A 25826-nucleotide genomic window follows, 5' to 3' on the forward strand; every position below is an offset into this window, starting at 1 on the left:
GAGTGTTCCATCTGTTCTAAAGCGAACTCTGCTTGGTAAACTCTCTGATAAAATTGCGGAGTTTGCCGACAAATTGTGAAGGTGAATTGAATCGAATCGGCTTGCTGTCTACGGGAATGACATGAACGAAAGTTTCAAGGCGACAGGAACTGTTGGCAAGACAGCGCACGCACCACTGCAGACCACGCATCGCATTAGCGAAAAATATCGGGCATTGACTGAGGCCACGGGACAGGCAGTCTGGTCGTGGTCCCCCGATGGCACAGTCAACGACTTCGAACGGTCACGTGAGTGGTGGCAAGAGCTGACCGGCCAATCCATTGAGCAGCAGAAAGCAAGCGACGATGCCTGGCTTGAGGTTGTCCACCCAGACGATCGAGCTGCCGCGGCTGCGGCTTGGTCCACTGCCATCACGACCAGTTCGAAATACGATGTCGAGTATCGCGTGCGCGGCCGACTGGGTGGCTGGCTCTATGTGCGGGCTCGCGGTGTGCCCGTGCAAAGTGTTGACGGGGTAACTCACGAGTGGGTCGGCACCCTGGAAGACGTCACTTTGCAACATCACGCTCAAATCGAGCGCGAGCGATTGCTGGCCGAAGTAGATGCCGAACGACGCAAGCTCGAAGAAGTATTTCAACACGCCCCTTCGTTTATCGCCGTGCTCCGCGGGCCCGATCATGTTTTTGAGCGAGTCAACGAACACTACACTAAATTGATCGGCGGCCGCGAGGTCGTCGGAAAGCCAGTTCGCGAAGCCCTTCCCGAAATTGCTGGGCAGGGTTATTTCGAACTTCTCGACCAGGTATTTCAAAGTGGTCAACCAAAGGTCGTTGTCGATGCGCGTGTCCGGTTGCAGAATCCAGGCGCGCCGACTGAGCGTGTGTTGCAGTTCGTCTATCAACCGATGTTGGATTTGAAGGGAAGTGTATCTGGAGTTATCGTCCAAGGGATCGATCTCACGGAGCAACGGTTGGCTGAAGCCGAACTCGCTCGTGTCACGGCCGCGTCGGAATGGCAGCGGCAAATGTACGAAACGGCCCTCTCGAACACGGCGGACTTTATCTATCTGTTCGATACCCGTGGTCGCTTTACTTATGTCAACAGAGCGCTGCTCGATCTGTGGGGAAAAAAGCTTTCGGAAGCGGTCGGCCGGAACTTTTTCGAGCTTGATTACCCGGCCGCTCTGGCAGAACGGCTACAACGACAAATTCAAGAAGTGATCGACACTGGGCGTCAACTGCGGGATGAAACTCCTTATACGAGTGCTCAAGGGACCGCGGCATACGAATACATTTTCATGCCGGTATTCGGCGCAAGTGGAGCTGTCGAGGCAGTCGCTGGTTCTACCCGTGAAATCACTGATCGAAAGCGTGCCGAAGAAGGCCTCCGTCAAAGTGAAAGGCGTTACCGGGCCTTGGTCAACGCGACCTCGGATGTGGTCTACCGCATGAGTGCCGATTGGGTGCACATGCAACCGCTCGATGGCCGCGGCTTTCTCGCTAGCACGGCTGAGCCGACTCAGGACTGGATGCCGCAAAATGTTCCCGAGTTCGAGCAAGCACGCGCCTGGGCGGCAATCAATCAAGCCATCGACGCCAAGACTACGTTTGAGTTGGAACATCAGGTGAACCGGGCCGACGGCACGTTGGGCTGGACCTTCTCTCGCGCGGTGCCGATTCTTGATGATGCCGGCAATATCGTCGAATGGTTTGGAACCGCCAGCGACATCACCCGCCAAAGACACGCCGAAGAGGAACTCCGCGACATTCGTTCGCGCATGGAGGCCGCCCTCGATGCGGGTGCAATTGGCACCTGGAGTTGGGATGTGCAGGCTGATCGATTCTATGGCGATACCAGTCTCGCAAAGATGTTTTCGGTTGCTCAGACGGATGTCGCGGGTGGAAACCTCTCCCGCGTCATGCGGTCGATTCACCCTGACGATCGACGCGAAGTGATCGAGTTAATCCAACAAGCTCTGGCCACGAGCGAGCGTTACGAAGCCGATTATCGTATTGCTCAGCCGGATGGTTCCTGGAAGTGGGTCACCGCGCGCGGAAAAATCGAACGAGATGCAGCAGGCCAGGCCGTTCGCTTTCCCGGTGTCGTCATTGATGTGACCGATTGGAAGCGTGCCAAAGAGCAGTTGGTAAAGGTCACCGAGGAATCGGAACGCCGCCGCCGCGTGTATGAGACGATTCTCTCGAACACGCCTGACCTCGCCTATGTATTCGATTTGAATTATCGCATCGCCTACGCCAATGAAATCTTATTGCGCATGTGGGGCCGAACCTCGAAGCAATCGATCGGCGCCACTTTGCTCGAACTCGGTTATGAGCCCTGGCACGCGGAAATGCACAATCGCGAGATCGATCAGGTGCGGGCCACGCGGGCATCGATCCGTGGCGAAGTCCCTTTCAACGGTACGTTCGGGCGACGAGTTTACGATTACATCTTTGTGCCGATTTTCGGTGCGAATGGAGAAGTCGAAGCAGTCGCCGGGACGACACGCGATGTCACGGAGCGCAAGGAAGCTGAAGAAGCCCTCCGCGATGCCGACCGCAAGAAGGATGATTTCCTGGCCCTTCTGGCCCATGAATTGCGTAATCCCCTCGCGCCGATTCGGAATGGCCTGCAGGTATTGCGGCTTGCCGAACATGATCCGCAGACGGTCGCCGAAGCACGCGACATGATGGACCGGCAGCTTTCGCACATGGTTCGGCTGATTGATGATTTGCTGGATATCTCTCGCATAACGCGGAACAAAATGGAATTGCGGCGAGCGCGCGTGTCGCTCGCGGAGATTGTCGGCGTCGCAGTTGAAGCGGCCGGCTCGGCAATTCAAAGCTCCGGGCTGCAATTGACGGTGAAGTTGCCGCCGCAGGCCATTAGCCTCGATGCCGATCTCACTCGATTGGCGCAAGTTTTCTCCAATCTGTTGACAAACAGCGCCAAATACACGCCCGCCGGCGGCAAGATCTGGTTGACGGCCGAACGCGTGGCGAACGAAGTCGTGGTCTCAGTGCGCGATACCGGCATCGGCATTCCCGTGAACGCGTTGCCAACGATCTTCGATATGTTCAGCCAAGTCGACCGAAGTATGGAGCGTAGCAAGGGTGGTCTGGGGATTGGCTTGGCGCTCGTAAAAGGACTGGTGGAGATGCATGGAGGATCTGTTGCCGCCGAAAGTGTTGAGGGTAGCGGCAGCACGTTCACTGTCCGCCTGCCCATTTGCAGTCAGGCGCATGCAGAGAATTCCACCAACGGAGGAGCGGAACCAATTCGCGACATTCGCCGCCGGATTCTGGTGGTGGATGACAATCACGACGGCGCACGTTCGATGGCGAAGATGCTGCAGTTGTTGGGAAATGAAGTCGCAACCGCTCACGACGGCCAGGAAGCGGTGGAAACCGCGGACGCGTTTCGCCCCGACGTCATTCTCATGGATCTGGGGCTGCCGCGACTCAACGGCCTGGAGGCCACTCGGCAGATTCGCGAAAGAAAATGGGGACGCGAAGTAACCATCATCGCGCTGACGGGCTGGGGACAGGAAAATGACCGCGAACAATCGCGCCAAGCCGGCTGTGACGGCCATCTTGTCAAACCGGTCAGTCTTTCCGATCTGGAAAAAGTCCTGACAGACATTGTCGGCCATTAGCACGCTACAGACTACCACGCCAACAACGAAATCCTCTGGCCATTCTCCATGTCTCCCGTATCCAGGCGTTCGAAAAAGGCAGGCCAATGTCGTTGTTTCGAAGAGGCGAGAGAATTCACGATCCGGCTCTGAGTTGATTTGGTCGGATCGACCGACCTAATTCGGCGTGCCGGGCCGGATTCCGCCCCACGGGTGGTGACAGACCAGCGGTTGGCTCGGCATCTCTCTTAACCTAGATGAGTAAGATGAGCTTTGATTCTCGACAAATGGTGCTCGCGCCAAGCGCGTTCGGTCTCAGGGATCAGGTCTTTTGGAACTCCGCGATGCGTCAGCACGAGTTCGGTGCCGCCATCAGTCGTTGGGGTTAGGACCACAGCCGCCACCGAAAAGATTGGTTTGGGGAACCGTCGATGGCGCCAGGCTTGAGCGATTCGTCGACCCGGAACTCGATCGACGTTGATCCTTCGTTTTCGCTGACTGAAAACGTCCCGCCAATCTTGCAACTAATCGTCGGATCCAGGCGGTACGTCGGCTGCTTGATGGTCTTACACATCGCTTCATAATTTTCCAAGCTACTTCGGCCACATCGACCTCAGCGTGTCGGACTGAAGTACATTTTCGGACCGCCGGCCTGCTCTAAGCGGAATCTTAGCAACTCAACTTGATGCGTTTCACGGCCTACTCGAACGGCAAAGCGCGACATCTAGCGGTCGACCGCATGATGCTGGAGCGCAACCCAACTTCGGCCGCCTTTCAGCCGGTTCGCCCCGGCACTGACGACCTGCTATTGCGTTCATCAAGGGGTGATAAGACCAGACCTGACTGATCAAGCCTGCCTTTCGCAAGATCGTCTTTAAGCACGGGGTGGTGCACAAAGATGGAATCATGCTCTCGTGGCGCGTAGGTTGCTTGGAACCAAGCTACCTGATCGCTTCAAATCGTTCTTAGGGCTCACCAAACGGACTGGCATGGTAATCCCCACGGCTGCAAATCGACTGCGGATTGGTTGCGCAGGATGGAATATTCCTCGTAACGCAACTGCCAGCTTTCCAAAGGCAGGAAGCCATCTGCAGAAGTATGCAACTAGCCTAACTGCAGTCGAGATCAACACTTCATTTTATCGCCCCCATCGCCCGTCCACCTACGCCCGTTGGGCGGCGACTGTGCCAGCAAATTTCCGATTCAGCGTGAAGGTGCCCAAGCAGATTACGCATGAGTTGCGACTGAGAGATGCTTCAGAACCTGTCGAGCAGTTTCTGACAGAGGTTTGCGAGTTAGGCGATCGGCTTGGCTGCTTATTGGTCCAGTTGCCTCCCAGTTTGCAGTTCGAGTCCGACGTGGCGAGGTCTTTCTTTTCTCATCTGCGCGACTCATTCGTAGCGGGTATCGCTTGCGAACCGCGACATGCAACTTGGTTTTCGAATGACGCTCATCAACTGCTTGGAAGTTACTCCGTGGCCCGCGTCGCCGCAGATCCCGAACTCCACCCCGGCGCTAAAGAGGCAGGTGGAACTTCCGCGTTGCAATATTTCCGGCTGCATGGTTCACCTCAGACATATCACTCACCGTACTCAGGCGAGTACCTAGAAGCGCTGGCGAATAGACTCACTACTGCGGGGAATGCTGCCCAGGAAATCTGGTGCATTTTTGATAACACAGCAGCAGGACATGCTCCTGAAAATGCGTTACAGCTTAAAGCACTAACAGAGCAAGGGGTCGTCTCGTCGCCTTAAAACTTTACGCTTTCCTGAGTCCGCAGATCTTCCCAACTTCGTCACAGATCAGGTCATGCACTACGCTTCGCTCGCCGTTTGCGAGTCGTCTTTTTTCGCTTTCCGGTCTGGGTCTCGACACTCCGCTTCAAAGCCTCCATAAGATTGATCACGTCTGGCTCCGGCTCGGGATCCTTAGGAGCAACGACATCTTTTCCTGCCACCTTCGATTTGATCAATCGGGAGACACGCTTCATATACTCATCGTCGTACTTGGTAAAATCAAACTCCTGTTTGAACCAGTTACGAATCAATGCACGCGCCAGACTAACTTGCCGCTCGGCAGGACGGCTCTTTTGCAGTTCGGCTTTCATTTGCTGCGGCGCTCGAATCTCCTCGTCGAAATTCAGCATGACCAGATGCAGCACACCTTCTACTGCCCGCACCATAGCCAATTGTTCCTTGCCAAACATCACGACGCTACCAACGCCGTAGCGGTTCTCTTTCGTCATCGCTTGCACCATGACGGCATACGGTTCGGAAGCCGATGCTGCGGCCGGCATTAAGTAATACATTCGGCCATCGAAGTAGACCGGGTCGACGGTCGATGGCTCCACAAAAGTGTCGATCGACAGTGCGCGATCGCGACGCGTCTTAATCGCTTCCAGTTCTTCGGCTGCAATCTCGACGTATTTTCCTTTGCGATATTCGTAACCAGAAACGATGTCCTCGTTAGAGACCTCTCCATGCATCGGACAAACTTTCTGGTATTGAATGCGGCGATGACACTCTGCATGAAGCTGATGAAAGTGAATATCCCCCTGCTCGCGGTTGATGGCGTTGAATGCCTCTACGGCGAACGAGACCAAACCAAAGGATAAATTCCCCTTCCAACTGGCGCGGTGGCGGTGCTTTGCACTTTGCGATGTCTTGCTCTTCTTGGCCATGCGAGGTGCGCGCTGCACTCGGTGCGCCAAAGACGCGAACGGTTTTGAAGGCCAAACTTTGCCGCAGAAAGTTTGCGGCAGATGCTTGTGCCTTGGGTTGACTGACGAAGAAGCGATCACTTTGGCTGCGTGCAGTACGGCTCGGGGCTTATGACTTGACGGGAAAGAGGCTGCCGTTGCTGCAGGGCGAAGTTGAAAAATCCCAACGATGTACCCCAGATCAGGTGGGCCACAATCATCGCCTGGATTGATTCGTGGCCCGCGTTGCGCTACCCAGCGTCGGCAACAAGGCCTGCATCCCGAAGAATCACTCGCTGCCATCGCTCCCCGCGCGCGAACAAAAGTGATTCGCGAGATGCGAGCGTATTGCTTTCGCTTTTACGAATGGAAAAAAGGCTTTCGTGCTCAGAAAGAATTGGAATATTTACCGGAAACGCAAATGCCCAGTTTTCGCTGGTGCAGTTGAAATGAAGAAAACCGGCACACTTTCACGGCTAAGCTTCTTTTGTCCGAAGTGCCAAATACTGAAATAGCGAGTCGCTCAGAAAAGAAACGTCAGCTCGGCAACTTATCGCGTCAGCGATGCCGGGATCCGAAGTCAGCCGCTTCCGCCCGAACGAAAGTGAACGCGCGTTGCCCCTATTCCAGCGTCGAGGTCGAAAGGAAGTTAATCAGCAATTGGTTCACCGCCTCCGGTCGGTCATTTTGTACCCAGTGACTCGTAGTCGCCAGACGAACGATTTGTAAATCCTTTATCCACCCTGCATCCATGGCCAAGAAGAATTCGAAGCACATTGCGACCAAGCGGGAATTGATCGATACCGGTCGTGACAAGCGTTACGTTCGGCGGGACGTTGAGGGGCAGTTCAAGGAGAGCGATGATGTAGGTCGATCCCTAGCGCAAGATCGGCGGCGAAAGGCGAAAGCAGTCGCGAAGCCCGGGCAGGGCGATAGAGGCGACCAAGCGCCTCAGCGCAAGATCGCGAAAACGGCCAAATCAAAGAAGTAAAACGGTGTTGTGTAAGTTGCCAAGTCTGTTTCTTTGGAACGTCGTAAGTACGGTCGCTGACCTAGCAGCTTTCTCCGTTCAAAGGCAGCCATTCCTGGCGTAGTTTCGATCAACGTAGCGACGATTCGCACGCGTCCTGCGGGTCACGTCGCTCCGAAACGCGGCACGAATTCCAGGCAAGTGAGTCGCAATTTAGCGAAGTTTTCCTGCTATACAGCTGCAATTTCATCTAACGCGGGACTTAACGACGCCGTGTTCGTTTGGATAGCGATCCTTGGAACGAAACAGGCACATCGTTTGCTTCTGAAACGCCATTTCACGGAAGCGAAACCAACGACACTCAGCAAAGGCGTGAGCTACCGCTGTGTATTGACCGCAAAGGTATGGCGAACGGCTCTCTCCCGCCGCCTACAACCGAACTGTTGCGATGCGAATTGGTCAAACGCATCCGTACAGGTTCACCTCTGAGTTTTCATCGTCTCCGTCACCACCAAGCGGCAATCGCCGCGTACTTTTCAGGAATAGTTTCATGCGTGTCTGGCCAGGAAAACATTATCCACTGGGTGCCACCTGGGATGGCAACGGAGTGAACTTCGCGCTGTTTTCCGAGTGCGCTACGGCGGTTGAATTGTGCCTGTTCAATTCGGCCGACGACGAGAAGGAGTTTATTCGCATTCCTGTGACCGAACGTCGCGACCTGGTGTGGCATTGTTATTTGCCGGACGTTCGGCCGGGCCAGATTTACGGCTATCGCGTTGATGGACCCTATGAACCGGGAAACGGGCATCGCTTCAATCGAAATAAAATCGTGCTTGATCCGTACGCGAAGGGCATTGGTCGCAACGTACGTTGGTGTGATGACTTGTGGGGATACCGGATCGGCGATGAGCAAGCCGACTTATCGTTCGACGAGCGTGACAGCGCCCATGCGGCGCCGTTGGCCGTGGTGATTGATCCCGCATTTACTTGGGGAGACGATCGTCCGCCACGGCGCCCGTGGCACGAAACGATCATTTATGAAGTACACGTGAAGGGCTTCACGAAGCTGCACCCGGAGGTGCCGGAAGAACTTCGCGGTACTTACGCGGGGTTAACTTCGCCTGCCGCGATTGCTCACTTGAAGAGCATCGGGGTGACGGCCGTCGAACTGCTGCCCGTATTTCAGCGTTGCGACGACCGGCACTTGGTCGACAAGGGACTGTGCAATTATTGGGGCTACAACACGTTGGGATTTTTTGCGCCCGACCTGAATTATTCGTTCGCGAGAACGGCCGACGAAACGGTGAAGGAATTCAAGACGATGGTGCGCGGCCTGCATGCGGCAGGTATCGAAGTGCTCTTGGATGTGGTTTACAACCACACCGCCGAAGGGAACCAATGCGGGCCGACATTGACTTTTCGCGGCGTCGACAATGCTTCTTATTATCGCCTGTCGCCGGAAGATCCGCGGTATTACATGGACTTCACAGGCTGCGGGAACGGCTTCAACATGCGCTCGCCTCGCGTGCTGCAGTTGATCATGGACAGCTTGCGTTACTGGGTAACGGAAATGCACGTCGATGGCTTTCGCTTCGACCTGGCAAGTGCGCTCGCGCGTGAACTCTACGAGGTGGACAAACTCGGTGCTTTTTTCGACATCTTGCATCAAGACCCGATCCTCGCCCAAGTCAAACTAATCGCCGAACCGTGGGACCTTGGTTCGGGCGGTTATCAGGTGGGCAATTTTCCTTCGCAGTGGTCCGAATGGAACGGCCGCTACCGAGACAATATTCGCCGGTTTTGGAGAGCGGAAGGCGACACCCTTTCGGAATTTGCCACACGACTTTGCGGATCGGCAGACCTTTACGAATGGAGCGGCCGGCGCCCGTCGGCGAGCGTCAACTTTGTGACGTGCCACGATGGCTTCAATCTGCATGACCTCGTGAGCTACAACGAGAAACACAATTTGGCCAACGGCGAGAACAACCGCGACGGCGCTAACGACAACGAAAGCTGGAACTGTGGCGCCGAGGGACCAACCGACAACGCCGAAATCAATGCGTTGCGGGAACGCCAGAAGAGAAACATGCTCGCGACGCTGTTTCTGAGCCAAGGCGTACCGATGTTGCTCGCGGGTGATGAACTCGGCAAAACGCAGCAAGGCAACAACAACTGTTATTGCCAGGACAGCGAGATTAGCTGGCTGCAGTGGGACCTCAGCGAATCTCAGCAGCAGATGCTGCAATTCGTACGCGGTATTGTGGCGTTGCGCAAAACGCAACCTGTCTTCTGCCGACAAAAGTACTTTCAAGGCCGTTCCATTCGCCGTGCGGAAGGGGAAATCTCCGACGTGGGCTGGATTGGCACCGATGGCAACGAAGTGTCCGACGAGGTGTGGAACGCGGGTTTCGTCAAGTGCTTGGGCCTGCGCATGAACGGCAAGCTGATTGGCGAGGTGGACGACCAGGGAGTTCCTATTGAAGGCGATACCGTTCTCCTGCTGCTAAACGCTCATCACGATCCTGTGCCCTTCATGCTCCCTGTTCCAGTCGACAATGCGTATTGGGAACCGCTGATGGATACAGCCCAGTTTCCAGGCCAACTCTCAGAAACCAAGGGCGGATCGCAGTACGAAATCCTGGGGCGCTCGATGGCATTGTTGCGCCTGACGACTCCCGCGAAAGAAGAAAAACAGAAAGAAGGGTTCGTTTCAGCGGAAGTTCTCAATGAGGCAGGTATGAGCGAACCAAGCGTCGTGGTCGAGAGCACATAGCCACTCACGGCACTTGCAAAATCCAATCGATTACAGAGTTGAGAACAATGCCCATTCAACACCCTATTCTCAGAAACGTCGTTTACACCCTGCTTTTTCTGAGCAGTTACACGCAGGCAGTTGCGGTCGAAAATCAGGAATCTGCGAAGTCGGTTGCAATCTCGCAACCGACCAGCAAAGGCCACGCTGCGGTAGGAGAAACTGCGAAGCCTCTTTCGGCAGCCGAGCGGATCGCCGGCCTACGCAAATTGCTCGATGCTGATCGTTCGAGGCGCGACGCACTGAACGCCGAAGTCGAACGACTGGAAAGGTCTTTTCGAGAAGCATCCGACCAGTTCACCGAACTCGACGCGCAACTCAAAGCCGCGAAGGGGGCCACAGAAACGAAAAGTGCCGAAGCGATTGCCAAAGTCCAGCAGATCGAGATGAAATGGACTCCGGCGCGAGACCACTTCGAGCGGATCATCGAACGTCGGAAGGTCGTTCAGCAGCAGATCAAGATTCTGGACGAGAAACTCGAACTAGAACACGAGACGCTTGGTCGTCTGGAAAGCGCTGATGCCGACGTCGCCAAAAATGCCGCAAGCAAGGCTGCAATTAGCGCAGCAAAGACCGATTCGGAATTGCCGGCAAAATCTGCTGCGACTCCCGAGAACAAACGAGATGCGAATGTTCCAGTCGCCAAAACCGCAATGCCGGTTGCTGCGGCCGATGACCGCGAGGTACATGCGGAACGCGAATTGGAAACGAAGCAAGCCGATCGCGCGACGCTGGGAGAGCACGCTCAGCTCCTGGATCGCAGCATTGACGTGTTTGAACGAGACCTGATGGTAGGAAACAAGTTGCTCAAAAATGCTGAGGCCGAAGTTGCTGCAGCACAAGCTGCCCACGATCACGTAGCAAACATCCTCAGCAGAATGAGCGAGAGTGATAACAGGCGCCCGGAATACCAGCGACAACTGCAGGCGGATTTGGAACGCGTCGCCGCGGCCCGTAAGGATGTCGAACAGCAAAAGCAGTTCATTACCGAATCCGAAGCCTTGCTGCAGCGGATGCGGCAAGGGCGGCTCAACACGCACGGCAAGATCGAACAAGCGGAATCGTCGGTTGCGGCCGCACGTAGCCGAGTCTGGTTCTTGAAGAGTCCATTCGCGCCGCATCGGGCGGTGCAATGGTTGGCAACCAACGGCCCAAGGGTCCTTGCGGTTATTGTTTTTGTGTTTTTAGCAAGGTGGATTTCACGCTTGGTGGGACGAAAGGTCGTGGCCGCGATCGTGCGGAGACGCGGTTCACTGCAGGGGGCTGACCGCGACGCACGCGCGGAAACACTCGGACGCGTGTTTCAAAATGCGACTGGAACAGCGATTCTCGTACTCGGCACGCTAGCCATTTTGGATCAAGTGGGCGTGAACGTCACAGTGCTCTTGGGTGGGGCTGCCGTGATCGGCGCCGCGGTGGCATTCGGGTCTCAAAACCTGATCCGTGACTTCGTCGCTGGCTTTATGATTCTCGTCGAGAATCAGTACAGCGTCGGTAGTGTTGTGAAGATCGGTGACGTTTCTGGCGTCGTCGAAGATATTTCGCTCCGCACCACCGTGCTTCGCGATGAGGAGGGCGTGGTTCACTTCATCCCGCATGGGCAGATAAACACTGTCAGCAATATGACCTACAGTTGGTCTCGGGCAGTGCTCACGATCGCAGTCTCCTACAAAGAAGACGTCGATCGCGTGATGCAGATATTGCTCGAAGTGGCCCAGCAGCTCAGCCACGATCCAGGATTTTCCCACTCGATTATTGATGAACCCGAGATGCTCGGCGTCGATGCCTTGGGTGATTCTAGCGTTTCGATCAAGTTCCTCATCAAAACCCGCCCCATGCGCCAATGGGCAGTCAAACGCGAAGTGTTGCGACGAATCAAAAAGAAGTTCGACGAGTTGGGCATCGCAATTCCGTTCTCGCAGCGAGTTGTGCAACTCGTGCACGTCGAGACTTAATGCTCAGAATTGAAGGATGACAGCCAGGGGGCGGTTTGAGCGGTGGAATCTTCACTAGTCGGAAATACTTGACTTCGGGATTGAATGCGACTTAATCAAACTGGGGCCCGTTGTGGTCACCCAGCGCTCTGACTGAGTGAAATTCGCCCATCTCAAGTCACTCACGACCGGAACCTTGTGCGACCGCGTTAGCGTTTGCGTGGCGCAAAACGTCGATCGGCGACCTGGTCGAACTCCGTGAAATAGCAAACTCACAGCGGCACGAACATTGCCTTAATTATACGACCCCTTCGCACTAGACCCTTCGCATCCAGACAATTCGCTTTAAGGAAACTTCCATGGCAGATCGACCACCGCTTGAACCCTCCCGCCGTCAATTCATGGCAGCGGCTGGCGCGCTTGGCGCAGGACTGGCAGCAGTGAATGCCGACGCTCAGCCGATCGCTGATCAGATCGATCTCAAGCCGGGGCCGATCAAAACCACTGTCGGCGATGCCGGCGAGACGCATCAAACGAATGGCGACACTTCTGTGCTGACAACCCAACAAGGGGTGCCGGTCGCCGATGACCAGAATACGCTGCGGGCCAACGCGCGAGGCCCTGCCCTCATGGAAGACTTCCACTTCCGTGAGAAGATGTTTCATTTCGATCACGAACGGATTCCCGAACGAGTCGTCCACGCCCGCGGCTTCGGAGTTCATGGTCACTTCGAGAGTAATGGGGCACTGGCGCGATACAGCCGAGCAGCCGTCTTCGCCAGCGGCGAGAAGACCCCCGTGTTCGTACGCTTCTCTACCGTCGCCGGCAGCAAGGGTTCGGCTGACTTGGCTCGGGACGTGCGGGGGTTCGCAACCAAATTCTATACCAAAGAAGGAAATTGGGATCTCGTCGGCAACAACATGCCGGTCTTCTTCATTCAGGACCCGATCAAGTTCCCGGACATGGTTCATGCTTTTAAGGAGGAGCCGGATCGCGGCTTTCCCCAGGCTGCGACTGCCCACGACAACGCCTGGGACTTTATCACCCTGACACCCGAATCGATGCACATGGTCATGTGGGTGATGTCGGACCGGGGCCTGCCTCGGTCGTTTCGCTTTATGGAGGGCTTCGGGGTTCACACCTTCCGGCTCATCACGACCGACGGCAAGAGCACGTTCGTCAAGTTCCACTGGAAGCCGAAGTTGGGGCTGCAGTCGGTCGTTTGGAATGAAGCGGTAAAGATCAACGGCGCCGACCCTGACTTCCACCGCCGCGACCTCTGGGATGCCATCCAAATGGGGCAGCCGGCAGAATGGGAGCTGGGTGTGCAACTGTTTGACGAGGCGTTCGCAGACAAATTCCAGTTCGATGTTCTCGATCCCACGAAGCTCATCCCTGAAGAAGAAATCCCCGTGAAGATCGTTGGCCGGATGGTGCTCGACCGCGTCGTCGACAACTTCTTCGCCGAGACGGAACAGGTAGCGTTCTGCACTCAGAACGTGGTGCCTGGCATCGATTTCAGCGATGACCCGCTGCTGCAGGGTCGCAACTTCTCGTACCTCGATACGCAACTTAAGCGGCTCGGTGGTCCGAACTTCACGCATATTCCAATCAATGCTCCAAAGGTTCCAGTGCGGAACTTTCAGCAAGACGGTCACATGGCAATGCGAAACCCCGTGGGACGGGTTAACTACGAGCCAAACACCTGGGGCGATCAGGCGGGACCTCGCGAGTCGCCCACTCAGGGCTTTCAAACCTTCGCCGAGTCTTTGGGAGGCAAGAAGACCCGCGCCAGGCCGAAGTCGTTCGCCGATCATTACAGTCAAGCGAGACAGTTTTACGTCAGCCAGACCGCCGTCGAGCAAGCGCACATTGCCGACGCGCTTATCTTTGAATTGAGCAAAGTGCAGCGCGCTGACATTCGTACGCGCATGGTTTCGCACTTGCTGAACATCGATCAAGAGCTTGCACAAAAAGTGGGGAGCGGGTTGCGGCTCAGCGAGATGCCTAAAGCAATTGCCGCTGCGGAACCAACAAAGCGCGATTTGAAGCGCTCGTCGGCCCTGAGCATCTTGGACAACGGTCCCAAATCGTTTGCTGGTCGCAAAGTTGGCGTGTTGGCCGCGGATGGGGCCGATGGCGACATTTTGAAAGGGCTTGCCGCAGCGCTCAAGGCGGAAGGCGCAACGATGAAACTGATCGCGCCGGAAATTGGCGGCGTCAAAGACAGCAATGCAAAGCTGCACGCCGCGGATGAGAAGCTCGAAGGAGCTCCCTCCGTGCTCTTCGACGCCGTGGTGCTGCTCTTTCCTGAAGAACAAGCCCAGAAGTTGACCGCTCGACCTGCTGCTCGTGATTTCGTCGCGGACGCCTTGGCCCATGCAAAGTTCATCGCCTACACGAAAGGAGCCGTTCCGCTGTTGGAGAAAGCCGGAGCGCAAGATATTCCCGATGGCGGCATGACCTTGCTCCGATCCGCCGATGACTGCAAGCAGTTCGTTGCCCGCTGCCGACAGCTTCGTTTCTGGCAGCGGAAGTAAATTTAGGGTATCGAATTCATCAAGGGCTTCGTCGGTGCTCACACTCGGCGAAGCCTACTCGTTCGCGTTTGACCGAGAAAGTGGAATCACCTTTAAATGGGCATCTTGCCAGGTTGCTAAAGTAAAGCCGGGCGGCCGAGCATACCTTTGTTGCCAGGCCTGCTGCAGTCACGAAGTCGGTTGATCTGTTTGGGACAGTGATGGATAAAACATTTCGAGTCGCAATCGTTGGCGGCGGGCCAAGTGCACTGTTCCTGCTGCAAGAGGTGATTCAAACTGCGTCGTCGCAATTGGAAGTCGACATTTTTGAGGCGGGCGATGAGATCGGCGCCGGAATGCCTTACAGCCCAGCGGGTGCCAGCGATGAACACGTCACCAATGTTTCAGGCAACGAGCTATCGAGCCCGAACTCCTTGCGGAGCCATGTCGCGGAGTTGTGCCGAAGCTGGTGCGGATGCCAGCGAGGAACCTTGGCCTTATCGCACCCAGTGATGATCGCCCGGCCGTAGGCTTGCGTCTTGTAAACTTCGCCCGGCAACTTCTTCGGCCTCGCCTCGACGTTGTTTCCTGGGCGATGGCCGCATGAGAGCGGTGTCTTGCGAGCTAGCTAGGTGCCGCAGTGCCCGCATCGCTTTCATTACGTCCTTCGGCTGAAACAGATACGCCTCCGTTTCCGTTCGCAGCCAGGGCCGCAGCACTTCCTGTGCTCGTGGTCCGAGGTAGACGTGGCGGCTGTGGCCGTGGAATTCGGTCTTGTGATGCGAAGGTGTGTAAACCCACACTCTTCCAGTCGTATCGAGATCGCAGGTCCGCATGATGGTGACTTCGCCTGGTCGCATCCCAGTCAGCCGCTGTAACTCGATCATTGCCCAGATCTGAGGCGGCACGTGCGGCTTAATCGCATCCACGAAAGCCTCTGGCACGGGCCGAACCGGTTTTGATTCGCGAGCATCCGTTCTCCCGCGAACCAAACCTCTGACCGACTGCAAGCCGTGAAATACCGCGGGTGGAAGCAGCTCAGTCTCCGTCGCCCAGCGAAAGATACACTTGATTCGCCAACCCTTGCGGGCCCCCCTGGACTCGCCACGGGGAGACATCTGCAGCACGCCGGCAGCGAAACATCCGACAGCAAGCGTATAAGCGAGACGCCCGAGTTACTCACTGTTCAACACCCGAAACTAGCGCTCGCAAACGTTTGTGGCTATCCAGCACGAAAAGCGTCCGCTCAGCTCAGCCGCCCGTTCTCGCAGGGTAGGAAATCAATTTGGGCGGCTTCGACCGTGCCCAAATTTCTCGCGATACGGGTTGGAGGCAAGCAACCTACACTATTCTGTGAGTGTCATTCGAGTCTATGGCCCTGTCGCCGCAGACTGGAAGGCGCTGCCTCAACACGGGTAGTACCGTGTGGTGTGCATGGCGGATCCAAGTCGGCGTGTCGGACCGAAGCGTCGCCAGTGTACTGATTCCTCTTGGCCCAGCACGATCGCTAGGTGACTCCTCCTGAGGATCAACAATCGAATGCTGGCAGAGCAACTAAGTAGGAAAGATGACGTGCGGCCGGCAAGATGCGATTACGAATTCTCAGCGTTTGTTCGGCTGATGCTCAAATCGACCTTTTGAACAGTCGATACAAATGATAAGGGTTAGGCGGAAGATGTGCCTGTAGTCTCGGAATGGAGTCGAAACGCGTGAATAGTTTGGCTGGAGTTTGGCTGCGAGGCTTCGTCTGGATGGTGGCTATCATGCTGCCAGTCCAGCCGCTGGCTGCTAGCCATTGCTCCTGCTGTCATTCCGCGGATGCTGCGAAGTCTCATGGAACCTCCAAAGAGACTTGTGAATCCGGACGTGGCTGTCGGAAATCTCGTTGCTCTTGTTCGTCAACGCACAAAAACGAACACGGCAAACGGATGAAAGTCCCGTTCGCCCCTTGCGATTGTCCTGAGAGCTGCCCTTGTCACTTGCAGCATGTACCGAAGCCAGCTGCGAAGGCGCAGGACGTTCAAATCGAGCATTGCGATGCCCAGAGTCTATTCGTAACTCCTGTGCAGCTGCCGGCCGGCGGGCATGATTTACCGCGGACTGTTTGCTATGCCCAACATGGTATAACCCCGAGCGCAACTGCGCTCGAACTCTGCGCGCAACTTTGCCGCTACACGATTTAGTCGCAGTTTTCTGCGCCATTTCGTTTCTTATTTGCGTTTGTCCGGCAACTTGTCGGAATACGTTTTCATCTACCGGCTTCGGCTCACTTGCGGCCGGCGCTTCTCAGTCGCTAATTACGATCTATAGCCCCGGAAAGGGTATCGAATATGTTGCGTCATTTCTCAGTGCCTGTCGCGTTGTTGTTCACCATCGTTGCTTTTGCCGGCTGCTCGAAGTCTTCATCATCGCCGTCAGCGGCCGACCCGCGCTATCTTCTTCCGACCGAACCGAGCGCGTCGGTCGGAGTCGTCGACTTCAAGGACACAGCGAAGACGGGGCAAACCGTTTCGGTAATTGGCCGCGTTGGCGGCGGCGTCAAGCCGTGGATCGAAGGGCGGGCCGCGTTTTTGCTCGTCGATACTGGTGCGCCCTTGCCGTGTGCGGATTCCAAGTGCGGACCAGAATGCCAGCACTGCGCCCAAGAGTTGGCGTCGGCCACGATGGTGGTCAAGTTTCTTGATGAGCAAGGGAAGACAATCGCCGTTGATTCCCGCCAACTGCTGGGCATCAAAGAAGAGGAAACCGTCATCGTTCAAGGCATCGCCAAGCGGGATGACGAAGGAAACGTGGCACTGATGGCCAGCGGAATCTTCATCAAGCGGTAGGCAACAATGACGTGCGAGCCGTTCAGCGAGATTGCACGAGTTTAGAACAAGAGCTAGTATTGCTGGAGAAGGATACCCGAGGTCGACATGCTGCGTGTGCTACTTCTTATCGCGATGATTTGCCAAGTCTTAGGCTGCCCGTACGCCTGTACGGCCAGCGTGACGACGACTTCGGCAGGTGTGCGATCAGAAGTTGGTTGCCGTTGTTGCCAGCGCGAACAAACCGTCCCAGACAACTTGCCAAGCGACGAGCAGCAAGACACTGGCACCGAGTGTTTTTGCAAAAGCCAGTTTAACACGATCCAGGCGGTTGAAGTCGAGCAGGATATTCACTCTCTCGCAATTTGGACGATGGTCGAGTCGCCTCCGCAATTGTGCGCCAATGGCGATGCGGCCCTTGATACCAGGCAATGGCGACCGGGCTTTGGCTCGGGAATGGGCCTGCGCTTGGCTGTCCAATCTCTCTTGTTGTAAGCGTCACTCTGCGCTGCTGGTCTGTTCACCGTCGCCTTCCTGAGCGGCTTGCGATTCCTCTATCGACCAGCTGGTGAACGCATTCCTCCCCGAGGTTTAGTCGTTCGCTCGATCCATCCATATTCAGTTCACCCTTTCGATCGGACACTGCGCATGTTTCGACTTCGCTTGCTGCCGTGGGAGTATGGAGTTCGCAATCTGTTGCGACGTCCCGCTCGCAGTGCGCTGACACTCGGTGCGTTGGCGACCGTCGTACTATTGGTGTTTGTGGTTGTCGCGTTCATTCGGGGGCTCGAAACCTCGCTCGCTGTCACGGGTCAGCCAAACGTGGTGCTGGTTTATTCGATCAATGCTGCAGAGGACATTGAGAACTCCGCGATACCGGCACGCTCGGCGTCACTGCTATCTGCAAGTTTGGAAGGTGTTGAGAAGCAGTTCGGCGTATCCCGTATCTCGCCGGAGTTGTACGTCGGCACTCGCATTTCGCTGGCCGAGAACGATCCGCCCATGTTCGGAATTGTCCGAGGCGTATCGCACGCAGCGCCGCTCGTTCGCCGCCAAGTGCAGGTGACTGAAGGTCATTGGCCTGGTCCGGGCGAAGTGATTGTCGGCAAGCTCGTGGCAGCCAAGCTGAGTTGCCAAGCGTCCGATTTAGAGGTCGGCAAGACTATTCGATTCGACGGTCACGAGTGGAAGATCGCGGGGCATTTTGCTGCCAATGGTGCTGCATTCGAGTCGGAAATTTGGGTTCCGCTGACCGATTTTCAAAACGCGCTCAAACGGCAGGATTTGAGCTTGGTGGCTATCGGGATGGCCGATGGTTCCTCGCCCAGCGATGTAGAATTGTTCTGCAAAGAACGCTACGACTTGGAATTGCAGGCGATCGGCGAAGTCAAATATTACGCCTCGCTGCAGAAACACTATCAGCCAGTGCGGATGCTTGGCTGGCTGGTCGTGCTGCTCGTCGCCGGCGCTGGCGTCTTCGCCGGACTCAACACCATGTATGGCTCCGTCATGGGCCGCGTGCGCGAGCTCGCCACGCTGCAAGCGGTCGGTTATCGGCGGCGCGCAATCGTCGTCAGCTTGATACAAGAAGCCGTGTTACTTTCGACATCGGCTTCATTGGTAGCCGCGGTCATCGCCATCTTCGTGATCAACGGCACGGCCGTCCGGTTCACGATGGGGGCTTTTGCGCTGCGGGTGGATAGTGTGGCAATTTTAGTTGGATGTGGCACGGGATTGCTGCTCGGTGTATTCGGCGCAATCCCGCCGGCCTGGAAGGCCATGCAACATTCGGTCGTGGATGGACTCAAAGCGGTTTAGTTTCACCAGGTTTATTTTCGGAGTTCAATCATGCGTTTGTTAGTGGCAATGGGTGTATTAGGTTTCTGTGCTCTGTCGATCGGCTGCGGACCAGCGGCAACGCCGCCAACAGCGGGACCGTCAACGGAAGAAAAGGCGTACATCCTTTCGGCCGAGCCCGCCGGTGTGAAGGGTGTCAAGCAATTGAAGGTTGATTCCAAAGACGGCGAAGAAGTTGTGGCAGAGGGAAGGATCGGCGGCGACACGAATCCGTGGATCGAAGGCCAGGCTGCATTTCTCTTCGTCGACAAGTCGCTGAGTCCTTGCGACGCCAAAGAAGGTTGTCCCACTCCTTGGGATTACTGCTGCGACACGGATCAACTCCCGGCCTGTAAGGCGCTGGTCAAGTTTGTTGATGCGAGCGGCAAGCCCGTGGCGACGGATGCCCGTAAGTTGCTAGGGGTGAAGGAAATGCAGACGATTGTCGTCCGCGGAACGGCCAAACGGGATGAAGCCGGCAACCTAACTGTTTTGGCGAATGGCATCTTTGTTCGCAACTGAGCTATTCAAAACTGAGCAAGGGATTCGTTGATGGCCACTCCAGTGGATCTGAGTCAGCTCGCCGTGGATCGGTCAGGATCTGCGGCCATCACGACGGCAAAGCGTCGCAACCTGGCCACGCGCTATGGTTTGCCGCTAGGCATTTTAGTGGCCTTCGCGGCGGTTATTGGCTGGTCGCTGCAAGACAGCCTGTTACCTGCGAAGTCCGTGACCATCACCCCCGTTGTGCTGACACGTGCCGAGGTGCAACAGTCGGGTACTCCCGTGTTTCAAGCGGCGGGGTGGATCGAACCTCGTCCCACAGCAACGGTTGTTTCTGCCCAAGTCGAAGGAGTGGTCGAAAGCCTGCTCGTGGTCGAGGGGCAGGAAGTCCAACTTGGTCAACCGTTGGCGAAACTTGTCGAAGCAGACGCTCGAATCGCGGTAGCTGAAGCCAAAGCGGCGTTGCGTTTGCGTGACGCGGAACTGGAACTGGCCAAGGCAACGTGTGATGCGGCGCACAAGAGCCTAGCCAACCCAGTTCAATTGCAAGCGGCAGTCGCCGAAGCCGAAGCGTCACTCGCCAAGGTAGCGACAGATTCGCAAAGCATTCCCCTGCTGTTGAAGGGCGCGAATGCTCGGCTTCAACTTGCCGGGCAAGAATTAGAAGGGAAACTAAAAGTTGGCGATGCGATTCCTCAGCGTTCTGTTCAACGTGCCCAAAGTGAGTTCGACAACGCGACAGCGACGGTGCACGAATTGGAACAGCGAAGCAAGAGCTTAGAATCGGAAGCGAAGTCCTGGCAGGACCGGGTGACAGCCCTCCGATCGCAACTCACATTGAAGTCGGACGAAAACCGTCGCGTGAAAGAGGCCGAGGCCGGCTGCAACATTGCCGATGCCCGCGTGGAGCAAGCCAAATTAGCAGTCGAAACGGCGGAGCTGCGGCTGACTCGCATGACAATCACATCGCCAATTTCTGGTCGCGTCCTCGCGTTGCACGCTCAACCGGGGCGTCGCCTGATGGGTCTCTCTCCAGCATCGGAACGGGATTCCAGTGCCGTGGTTAGTTTGTACGACCCCAAGAATTTGCAGGTGCGGGCTGATGTGCGTCTGGAAGACGTACCCAATGCTCAGCTTGGCCAACCGGTGCAGATTTCAACTGCAGCCCTGGCCACACCACTGATTGGTGAAGTCGTGGCCGTTACTTCGCAGGCGGACATCCAAAAGAACACGCTTCAGGTGAAAGTGCTGATTCACGATCCGCCGGCAGTGATCAAGCCAGAAATGCTCGTGCAGGTGACTTTCCTCGCACCCGAGCGACCAGGCACCAAAGACATAGCTGACCAAGATCCGCTTCGGAAGTTGATCCCCAAGGAGCTTGTGAAGACGACGCCGGACAGAACTACGGTTTGGGTTGCCGATTTGCAAACCTCACGCGCTCGCCAACAAGCCATTCAATTGGGCAAGGCAAGCACTGATCGACTCGTGGAAGTTGTTCAAGGCTTGACCGCCACCGACAAGCTCATCGTGTCGGGCCGCGATGAACTCTCACCTGGGAAGCGGATTCGCGTCATTGGGGAAGATCAAAATCTCAACGGTGCCTCCAACTCGCCCGCCGCCAACACGCCAGCGCCTCAAGTGGCCGCTGAATCGAAGAATCAAAAGTAAAGGACAAACGATGTCGCTCGTAGAAATCACTAAACTGACGAAGCAGTTTCGCAAGGGGGATGAAGTTATCACTCCTCTAAGCGAAGTGCATCTCAACGTCGAGCAAGGCGAGTTCGTCAGCCTCATGGGGGCGAGCGGGTCCGGTAAGTCAACGCTGCTCAACGCGATCGCAGGGATCGACCGTCCCACCTCAGGGCAGATCGTTATCAAGGGGACAGACATCACGAAGTTGTCTCGTGCTTCGCTCGCAGATTGGCGCGCAGCGAACATCGGCTACATCTTTCAGATGCACAATCTGATTGCGGTCCTGTCGGCCTACGAGAATATCGAGCTGCCTTTGCTCCTGTTGCCCATGTCAGCCGCGGAGCGGCACAAGCGTGTGATGATCGCCCTTGAAGCCGTCAACCTTGTCGATCGCAAAGACCATTACCCGCGGCAACTCTCCGGCGGACAAGAACAGCGAGTCGGCATAGCGCGGGCGATTGTCGCAAACCCGACGATCATCGTTGGTGATGAACCGACGGGCGATCTTGATGCGGAAACGACTGACCAGATTCTCGATCTGATCCAACGGCTCAACACTGAGCTAGGTATGACCATGATCGTCGTCACACACGACCCACGAGTCGGGGCGTTGGCGCAGCGTCAGATCAAACTTGAAAAGGGAAAACTCATCGAGAAGGGGCATGAAGTGGCCCTCGTCGGCAACCGCCCTTTTGAACGGAGTGCGTAACGGATGTTCAAATTCACCCCCTACGTATTCAAAAGCCTGTGGCGGCATCGCGGCCGTACCATGTTGACGGTTACCGGTTCCGCCGTGGCGCTGTTCGTCTTCTGTTTCGTCGGCGCTGTGCAGCAGGGATTGGAACGCCTGACCAGCAGCAAAGAAGCGGAACGCACACTGGTAGTTTTTCAAGAGAACCGTTTCTGTCCGGCCAGCAGCAAACTGCCTGAAGATTACACCCGCACCGTGCTGAAGATGCCCGGCGTGAAAGATGTGGTGCCGATCAAAGTGTTCACCAACAACTGCCGCGCCAGCCTCGACGTGGTGGTGTTTAATGGCCTGCCGCCCGAAAAGCTGCGCACCGCGCGCAAACTGGAACTGCAGTCGGGCAACTGGGCCGACTTCGATTCACGCACCGATGCCGCCATCGTAGGCCAGTCGATTGCCGCCCGTCGAAAACTAAAAGCGGGAGAGAAGTTTACGATTGGGGACGTCACCGTTTCGATTGTCGGTACGTTTCAATCCACCGTGGCCGCCGAAGATAACTTCATCTACACCCATCTCGACTTCTTGCAGCGAGCGCGCGGCAAATCGGCCGTAGGCACTGTAACGCAGCTCGAAGTGCAACTCGCGGAAGGTGCGAAGGCGGATGAGATCAGCCGAGCCATCGACGCCGAGTTTCGCAGCGGACCGGTGGCAACAACAACGAGGTCGAAAGGTGTCTTCCAGCGCGACACGCTGGCGGACCTTGCTGAACTTATTGGTTTCGCACATTACCTAGGCTACGCCTGCGTCGGCCTGGTGCTGGCGCTGGTTGCAACAACGACCGTCATGGCCGTTCAAGATCGCATCAAAGAGCATGCCGTACTGCAGACGCTCGGTTTGCGGCCGGCCAGAATCTTTCGCCTCGTCCTGGCGGAAAGCGTTTTGCAGAGTATCGCCGGAGGTGTCCTCGGCATGGGCTGTGGCACCTTGCTGTTGTTTCTGGGCGGCTTCGCCATTGGCGCTGAGGGGGTAACGATTGCGTTTCAGCCCTCGGCCGAAGTAGCCACACTCGGTCTACTGGTTTCAGTCATTGTGGGTTTGCTCGCGGGAATCATTCCTGGTTGGCAAGCCGCGGGTACGGAAATTGTCAAAGCACTGCGTCATGCGTGATTGAGATCGCACTTCAGAAGCATGGAGGCTTCCGATGAATACTAGAATTATTCGAGCAGCAATGGCCGGGTTTCTACTCGGGACCGGCATGTTCGCTGATTCCGTTGGGGCGCAAATCCCGTCGCCGCAAACGAAGCCAGCGCCTCCGCTGCAGTTGCCGACACTACCTGCAATGAACTCGTACGATATACGGCCGAAATCAGCCTCAGGCCAGTACGTTCAACCGGCGTCTGTCCGTCAACCAGTTTCCCCGCCGCCTGCGCCGCTACCGCCTCCAAAGGCCCTGGTTGACCCGTTGCCGCTGCCGCCTGGCAACCCTCAGCCGGTGCAGGAGGTGACGGTGGAGATGCTGGAATCCATCGCCCAGATGGAGAATCCCTCGATTGCCCGAGCCGCGTCGCTGGTCGAAGCCGCCAAAGGCAACTGGGTTCAAGTCGGTCTCGCTCCGAATCCGACGACCGGCTACGAAGGGCAACAACTTGGTAGTGGCGGCAGGGCCGAACAACAGGGGGTTTATGTGGAACAGGAATTGGTTCGTGGTGGCAAGCTACGGATCAATCGCGAGATCGCCGCCCAAGAAATCGGCCGTGCAAATCAGGAGCTCACAGCTCAACTGCAACGCGTCACCACGGACGTGCGAATCTTGTTCTATCAGGCGTTGATTGCCCAACAGCAGGAGCGACTTACGAATCAATTGGCCGCAAATGCGGCCCAAAATCTGACTGCGTCGGAAAATCTTCTCAAGCAGAAGGAAGTTGGCAAACTCGACGTATTGCAAGCGCGACTGGAAGTACGCAATGTGCAAATTCTGGTCGTGAATGCTCGGAACCGGCGAGCAGCCGCTTGGCAAAGTCTGACCACGGTAGTGGGGCGACCACATTGGCAGATGCAGAATTTGGTTGGAAATCTCGATGCCGTGCCGCAGCACACCTGGCAGCAAGCGTTGCATACGCTGCTGGGAAGTAGTCCCGAGATTGCGATCGCCATGACAAACATCGAGCGTGCCCGCTGGCAAGCCGAACGTGCTCGCATTGAGAAGACTCCGAATATCACCGTTCGCGGGATGGTGAATGTGATTGATAACGGCATTAACGGCGACCCCGATGGCACCGTTGCCATCGGTCTGCCGTTGCCGCTGTGGAACCGCAACCAAGGAGCGCTCGTTCAGGCCCAGCATCAGGCTGCTGCCGCCGAACGTGCGCTTGAGCAACTGGAACTGAGTTTGCAGAATCGGCTGGCGCCGGTCTTTGAGCGTTACTCGAACGCGCTCAACCAAGTGAAGGAGTATCGCGAGAACATCTTGCCTGCAGCGCAGGAATCACTCGATCTCAGTCGCCTGCTTTATCAAGCTGGCGAAGCGGGCTTTCTGAATTTGCTGACCGCGCAACGAACATATGCGCAGACAAATCTGGCTTACCTCGATGCCCTGCGAGATTTGCGTACCGCCGCGGCGGAAATTGAAGGGCTGTTACTTTCCAACAGCTTGCAAGCAGGAGGCCAATGAACCAATTGAATCTTGGGAGCGTATCCCACGTTTGAAATACTCCGCGAGACTCGGAAGTCTGGCGGATCAGTTTCGCGGGCAAGCATCCGGAAACAACCTTACCTTATGGAGATTTGAACGATGTCTACTTTCCAATCGCGTCGAGTTTGTCTGGCCAGTGTCGTGGCCCTAGTGGTTGTGGGCGCTGGGTTCGCGAATGCGCAGCAGCCTGTCCACGAACATAAGCATGACCATACTTCGGTGTTAATGGTGCGGGCGATGCAAGACGCGCGTTACGTTAGTCAGGAACTCGCCAAGATCCCGGGCGTGGGTCGCGTTGTACCTGATTACAAAGCTCAAACCCTGACGATCATCCCGAAGAACAACGCGTTTCCCTCGCCCCGCATGATTTGGGACGCGGCGGAACGCGCTCAAATCCAACCAACTCGCCTCGCGACCGCCCACGGCAACTTCAACGCCCGCCCATTGCGCTGATTATGTCGAATAGACTCCGCGTGGCGGGATTGCTGCCGCCACGCATTCAGCAATTTCGAGAATTACAGGGTTCCCCCCATGAGAATCAACCATCTTCACGAGTCCATTATTTTGTTCACGATTTCAGCAGTCGCGGCCATCGCCGTTTACTTTGTAGATCCGCTGCAGAGGTCTCGGCAAGCGACACTCATCGTTGAGGAAATGTGCTGCGACCTGAGAGCCGGCAATGCGGCGAAAGAACTTCGCAAAGTTGCCGGGGTTGCCGCGACGAAGCAATCCGTCGTCAATCGTGAGATTCAAATTACGATACTTGGCGATGCTCCAGTTCTGCACGCGTCACTCTGGAATGCTGCCAGCAAGGCGCATGTCCGTCCCGTGAAACTCATTGTGGATGGCCGAGTCATCGCGCAGCGGAACGATTAGGGATAAGCTGAACGCGGACGTGACTCGGCGCGGCAAAGTAACTGCATAAAGTCAGAACAGGAATCTTCGATGCCAAGCTCTTTGCGGTTCATGTTGGTTTGCGGTCTGATCTTGGGGGCGCTCGTATTCGGCGGTTGCGCCAAGGATTCGGGCACTCTTGGTTG

20 protein-coding genes are annotated in these 25826 nt (G+C 56.3%); 16 read left to right on the top strand and 4 right to left on the bottom strand.

All coding sequences use genetic code 11. The features are described from left to right. Positions 1-121 precede the first annotated feature (121 nt). The gene (locus tag M9Q49_RS23735) at positions 122-3655 is read left to right on the top strand and encodes a PAS domain-containing hybrid sensor histidine kinase/response regulator (protein ID WP_254511465.1); all 3534 of its coding nucleotides are present in this window, start codon (positions 122-124) and stop codon (positions 3653-3655) included. 227 nt (positions 3656-3882) lie between these two features. Here M9Q49_RS23735 and M9Q49_RS36190 read toward each other — a convergent pair whose 3' ends face one another. Continuing rightward, positions 3883-4158 carry an SRPBCC domain-containing protein gene (locus M9Q49_RS36190; RefSeq protein ID WP_390844713.1) on the bottom strand — a complete coding sequence of 92 codons (276 nt, stop codon included), beginning with the start codon at positions 4156-4158 and terminating at the stop codon, positions 3883-3885. A 465-nt stretch (positions 4159-4623) separates the two neighbouring features. Here M9Q49_RS36190 and M9Q49_RS23740 point away from each other — a divergent pair, with 465 nt between their 5' ends. After that, positions 4624-5388 carry a DUF72 domain-containing protein gene (locus tag M9Q49_RS23740; RefSeq protein WP_254511466.1) on the top strand — a complete coding sequence of 255 codons (765 nt, stop codon included), beginning with the start codon at positions 4624-4626 and terminating at the stop codon, positions 5386-5388. A gap of 53 nt (positions 5389-5441) precedes the next feature. Here the strand turns inward: M9Q49_RS23740 and ku are convergent, their stop codons facing one another. Next, a complete protein-coding gene (gene ku, locus M9Q49_RS23745; protein ID WP_254511467.1) occupies positions 5442-6314 on the bottom strand; it encodes a non-homologous end joining protein Ku in 873 nt (290 codons plus the stop codon). A 1538-nt stretch (positions 6315-7852) separates the two neighbouring features. Here ku and glgX point away from each other — a divergent pair. Then, on the top strand, positions 7853-10075 hold the full coding sequence (glgX, locus tag M9Q49_RS23750) for a glycogen debranching protein GlgX (RefSeq protein WP_254511468.1): 2223 nt from the start codon (positions 7853-7855) through the stop codon (positions 10073-10075). Between the two features lie 521 nt (positions 10076-10596). Here the strand turns inward: glgX and M9Q49_RS23755 are convergent. Then, the gene (locus tag M9Q49_RS23755) at positions 10597-11169 is read right to left on the bottom strand and encodes a hypothetical protein (RefSeq protein ID WP_254511469.1); all 573 of its coding nucleotides are present in this window, start codon (positions 11167-11169) and stop codon (positions 10597-10599) included. Positions 11170-11241: 72 nt separating this feature from the next. Here M9Q49_RS23755 and M9Q49_RS23760 point away from each other — a divergent pair, with 72 nt between their 5' ends. From M9Q49_RS23760 to M9Q49_RS36195, 3 genes are all read left to right on the top strand, one after another. Further along, positions 11242-12069 carry a mechanosensitive ion channel family protein gene (locus M9Q49_RS23760; RefSeq protein WP_254511470.1) on the top strand — a complete coding sequence of 276 codons (828 nt, stop codon included), beginning with the start codon at positions 11242-11244 and terminating at the stop codon, positions 12067-12069. A 338-nt stretch (positions 12070-12407) separates the two neighbouring features. Further along, positions 12408-14588, top strand: a complete 2181-nt coding sequence (locus M9Q49_RS23765; protein WP_315861192.1) for a catalase — start codon at positions 12408-12410, stop codon at positions 14586-14588. A gap of 200 nt (positions 14589-14788) precedes the next feature. Beyond that, on the top strand, positions 14789-15097 hold the full coding sequence (locus M9Q49_RS36195; protein ID WP_390844717.1) for an FAD/NAD(P)-binding protein: 309 nt from the start codon (positions 14789-14791) through the stop codon (positions 15095-15097). On the opposite strand, the gene M9Q49_RS23770 is transcribed toward M9Q49_RS36195, so the two are convergent. Beyond that, the gene (locus M9Q49_RS23770; protein ID WP_254511472.1) at positions 15065-15496 is read right to left on the bottom strand and encodes a hypothetical protein; all 432 of its coding nucleotides are present in this window, start codon (positions 15494-15496) and stop codon (positions 15065-15067) included. The genes M9Q49_RS36195 and M9Q49_RS23770 overlap by 33 nt on opposite strands. Positions 15497-16897: 1401 nt before the next feature. On the opposite strand from M9Q49_RS23770, the gene M9Q49_RS23775 reads away from it, so the two are divergent. The 10 genes from M9Q49_RS23775 (at position 16898) to M9Q49_RS23820 (ending at position 25662) form a co-directional block, all read left to right on the top strand. Continuing rightward, positions 16898-17395, top strand: a complete 498-nt coding sequence (locus tag M9Q49_RS23775; protein WP_254511474.1) for a hypothetical protein — start codon at positions 16898-16900, stop codon at positions 17393-17395. 87 nt (positions 17396-17482) lie between these two features. Beyond that, complete coding sequence (locus tag M9Q49_RS23780) at positions 17483-17869, top strand: hypothetical protein (RefSeq protein WP_254511475.1); 387 nt, start codon at positions 17483-17485, stop codon at positions 17867-17869. A 153-nt stretch (positions 17870-18022) separates the two neighbouring features. Next, positions 18023-19192 carry an ABC transporter permease gene (locus M9Q49_RS23785; protein ID WP_254511477.1) on the top strand — a complete coding sequence of 390 codons (1170 nt, stop codon included), beginning with the start codon at positions 18023-18025 and terminating at the stop codon, positions 19190-19192. A 30-nt stretch (positions 19193-19222) separates the two neighbouring features. Beyond that, entirely contained in the window at positions 19223-19732 is a 510-nt protein-coding gene (locus tag M9Q49_RS23790) for a hypothetical protein (RefSeq protein WP_254511479.1), read from the top strand. Between the two features lie 30 nt (positions 19733-19762). Further along, positions 19763-21382 (top strand): efflux RND transporter periplasmic adaptor subunit, encoded by a 1620-nt coding sequence (locus M9Q49_RS23795; protein ID WP_254511481.1) that lies wholly within the window; start codon positions 19763-19765, stop codon positions 21380-21382. 10 nt (positions 21383-21392) lie between these two features. Next, positions 21393-22115, top strand: coding sequence for an ABC transporter ATP-binding protein (locus tag M9Q49_RS23800; RefSeq protein ID WP_254511483.1), 723 nt, complete (start codon positions 21393-21395; stop codon positions 22113-22115). Positions 22116-22118: 3 nt separating this feature from the next. Further along, positions 22119-23261 (top strand): ABC transporter permease, encoded by a 1143-nt coding sequence (locus M9Q49_RS23805; protein ID WP_254511484.1) that lies wholly within the window; start codon positions 22119-22121, stop codon positions 23259-23261. A gap of 346 nt (positions 23262-23607) precedes the next feature. Further along, positions 23608-24765 carry a TolC family protein gene (locus M9Q49_RS23810; RefSeq protein ID WP_254511485.1) on the top strand — a complete coding sequence of 386 codons (1158 nt, stop codon included), beginning with the start codon at positions 23608-23610 and terminating at the stop codon, positions 24763-24765. A gap of 120 nt (positions 24766-24885) precedes the next feature. Further along, on the top strand, positions 24886-25239 hold the full coding sequence (locus M9Q49_RS23815) for a hypothetical protein (protein WP_254511486.1): 354 nt from the start codon (positions 24886-24888) through the stop codon (positions 25237-25239). Between the two features lie 78 nt (positions 25240-25317). Continuing rightward, a complete protein-coding gene (locus M9Q49_RS23820; RefSeq protein ID WP_254511487.1) occupies positions 25318-25662 on the top strand; it encodes a hypothetical protein in 345 nt (114 codons plus the stop codon). The last annotated feature ends 164 nt before the right edge of the window (positions 25663-25826 follow it).

Source organism: Anatilimnocola floriformis (assembly GCF_024256385.1).
Classification (GTDB): domain Bacteria; phylum Planctomycetota; class Planctomycetia; order Pirellulales; family Pirellulaceae; genus Anatilimnocola; species Anatilimnocola floriformis.

What these genes read in the sequence shown, in the direction of transcription:
- M9Q49_RS23735 (WP_254511465.1), top strand. Translation starts at nt 122, where the DNA reads ATGAACGAAAGTTTCAAGGCGACAGGAACTGTTGGCAAGACAGCGCAC.
- M9Q49_RS23740 (WP_254511466.1), top strand. Translation starts at nt 4,624, where the DNA reads ATGGTAATCCCCACGGCTGCAAATCGACTGCGGATTGGTTGCGCAGGA.
- ku (WP_254511467.1), bottom strand. Translation starts at nt 6,314, where the DNA reads ATGGCCAAGAAGAGCAAGACATCGCAAAGTGCAAAGCACCGCCACCGC.
- glgX (WP_254511468.1), top strand. Translation starts at nt 7,853, where the DNA reads ATGCGTGTCTGGCCAGGAAAACATTATCCACTGGGTGCCACCTGGGAT.
- M9Q49_RS23765 (WP_315861192.1), top strand. Translation starts at nt 12,408, where the DNA reads ATGGCAGATCGACCACCGCTTGAACCCTCCCGCCGTCAATTCATGGCA.
- M9Q49_RS36195 (WP_390844717.1), top strand. Translation starts at nt 14,789, where the DNA reads ATGGATAAAACATTTCGAGTCGCAATCGTTGGCGGCGGGCCAAGTGCA.
- M9Q49_RS23775 (WP_254511474.1), top strand. Translation starts at nt 16,898, where the DNA reads ATGTTGCGTCATTTCTCAGTGCCTGTCGCGTTGTTGTTCACCATCGTT.
- M9Q49_RS23780 (WP_254511475.1), top strand. Translation starts at nt 17,483, where the DNA reads ATGCTGCGTGTGCTACTTCTTATCGCGATGATTTGCCAAGTCTTAGGC.
- M9Q49_RS23785 (WP_254511477.1), top strand. Translation starts at nt 18,023, where the DNA reads ATGTTTCGACTTCGCTTGCTGCCGTGGGAGTATGGAGTTCGCAATCTG.
- M9Q49_RS23790 (WP_254511479.1), top strand. Translation starts at nt 19,223, where the DNA reads ATGCGTTTGTTAGTGGCAATGGGTGTATTAGGTTTCTGTGCTCTGTCG.
- M9Q49_RS23795 (WP_254511481.1), top strand. Translation starts at nt 19,763, where the DNA reads ATGGCCACTCCAGTGGATCTGAGTCAGCTCGCCGTGGATCGGTCAGGA.
- M9Q49_RS23800 (WP_254511483.1), top strand. Translation starts at nt 21,393, where the DNA reads ATGTCGCTCGTAGAAATCACTAAACTGACGAAGCAGTTTCGCAAGGGG.
- M9Q49_RS23805 (WP_254511484.1), top strand. Translation starts at nt 22,119, where the DNA reads ATGTTCAAATTCACCCCCTACGTATTCAAAAGCCTGTGGCGGCATCGC.
- M9Q49_RS23810 (WP_254511485.1), top strand. Translation starts at nt 23,608, where the DNA reads ATGCTGGAATCCATCGCCCAGATGGAGAATCCCTCGATTGCCCGAGCC.
- M9Q49_RS23815 (WP_254511486.1), top strand. Translation starts at nt 24,886, where the DNA reads ATGTCTACTTTCCAATCGCGTCGAGTTTGTCTGGCCAGTGTCGTGGCC.
- M9Q49_RS23820 (WP_254511487.1), top strand. Translation starts at nt 25,318, where the DNA reads ATGAGAATCAACCATCTTCACGAGTCCATTATTTTGTTCACGATTTCA.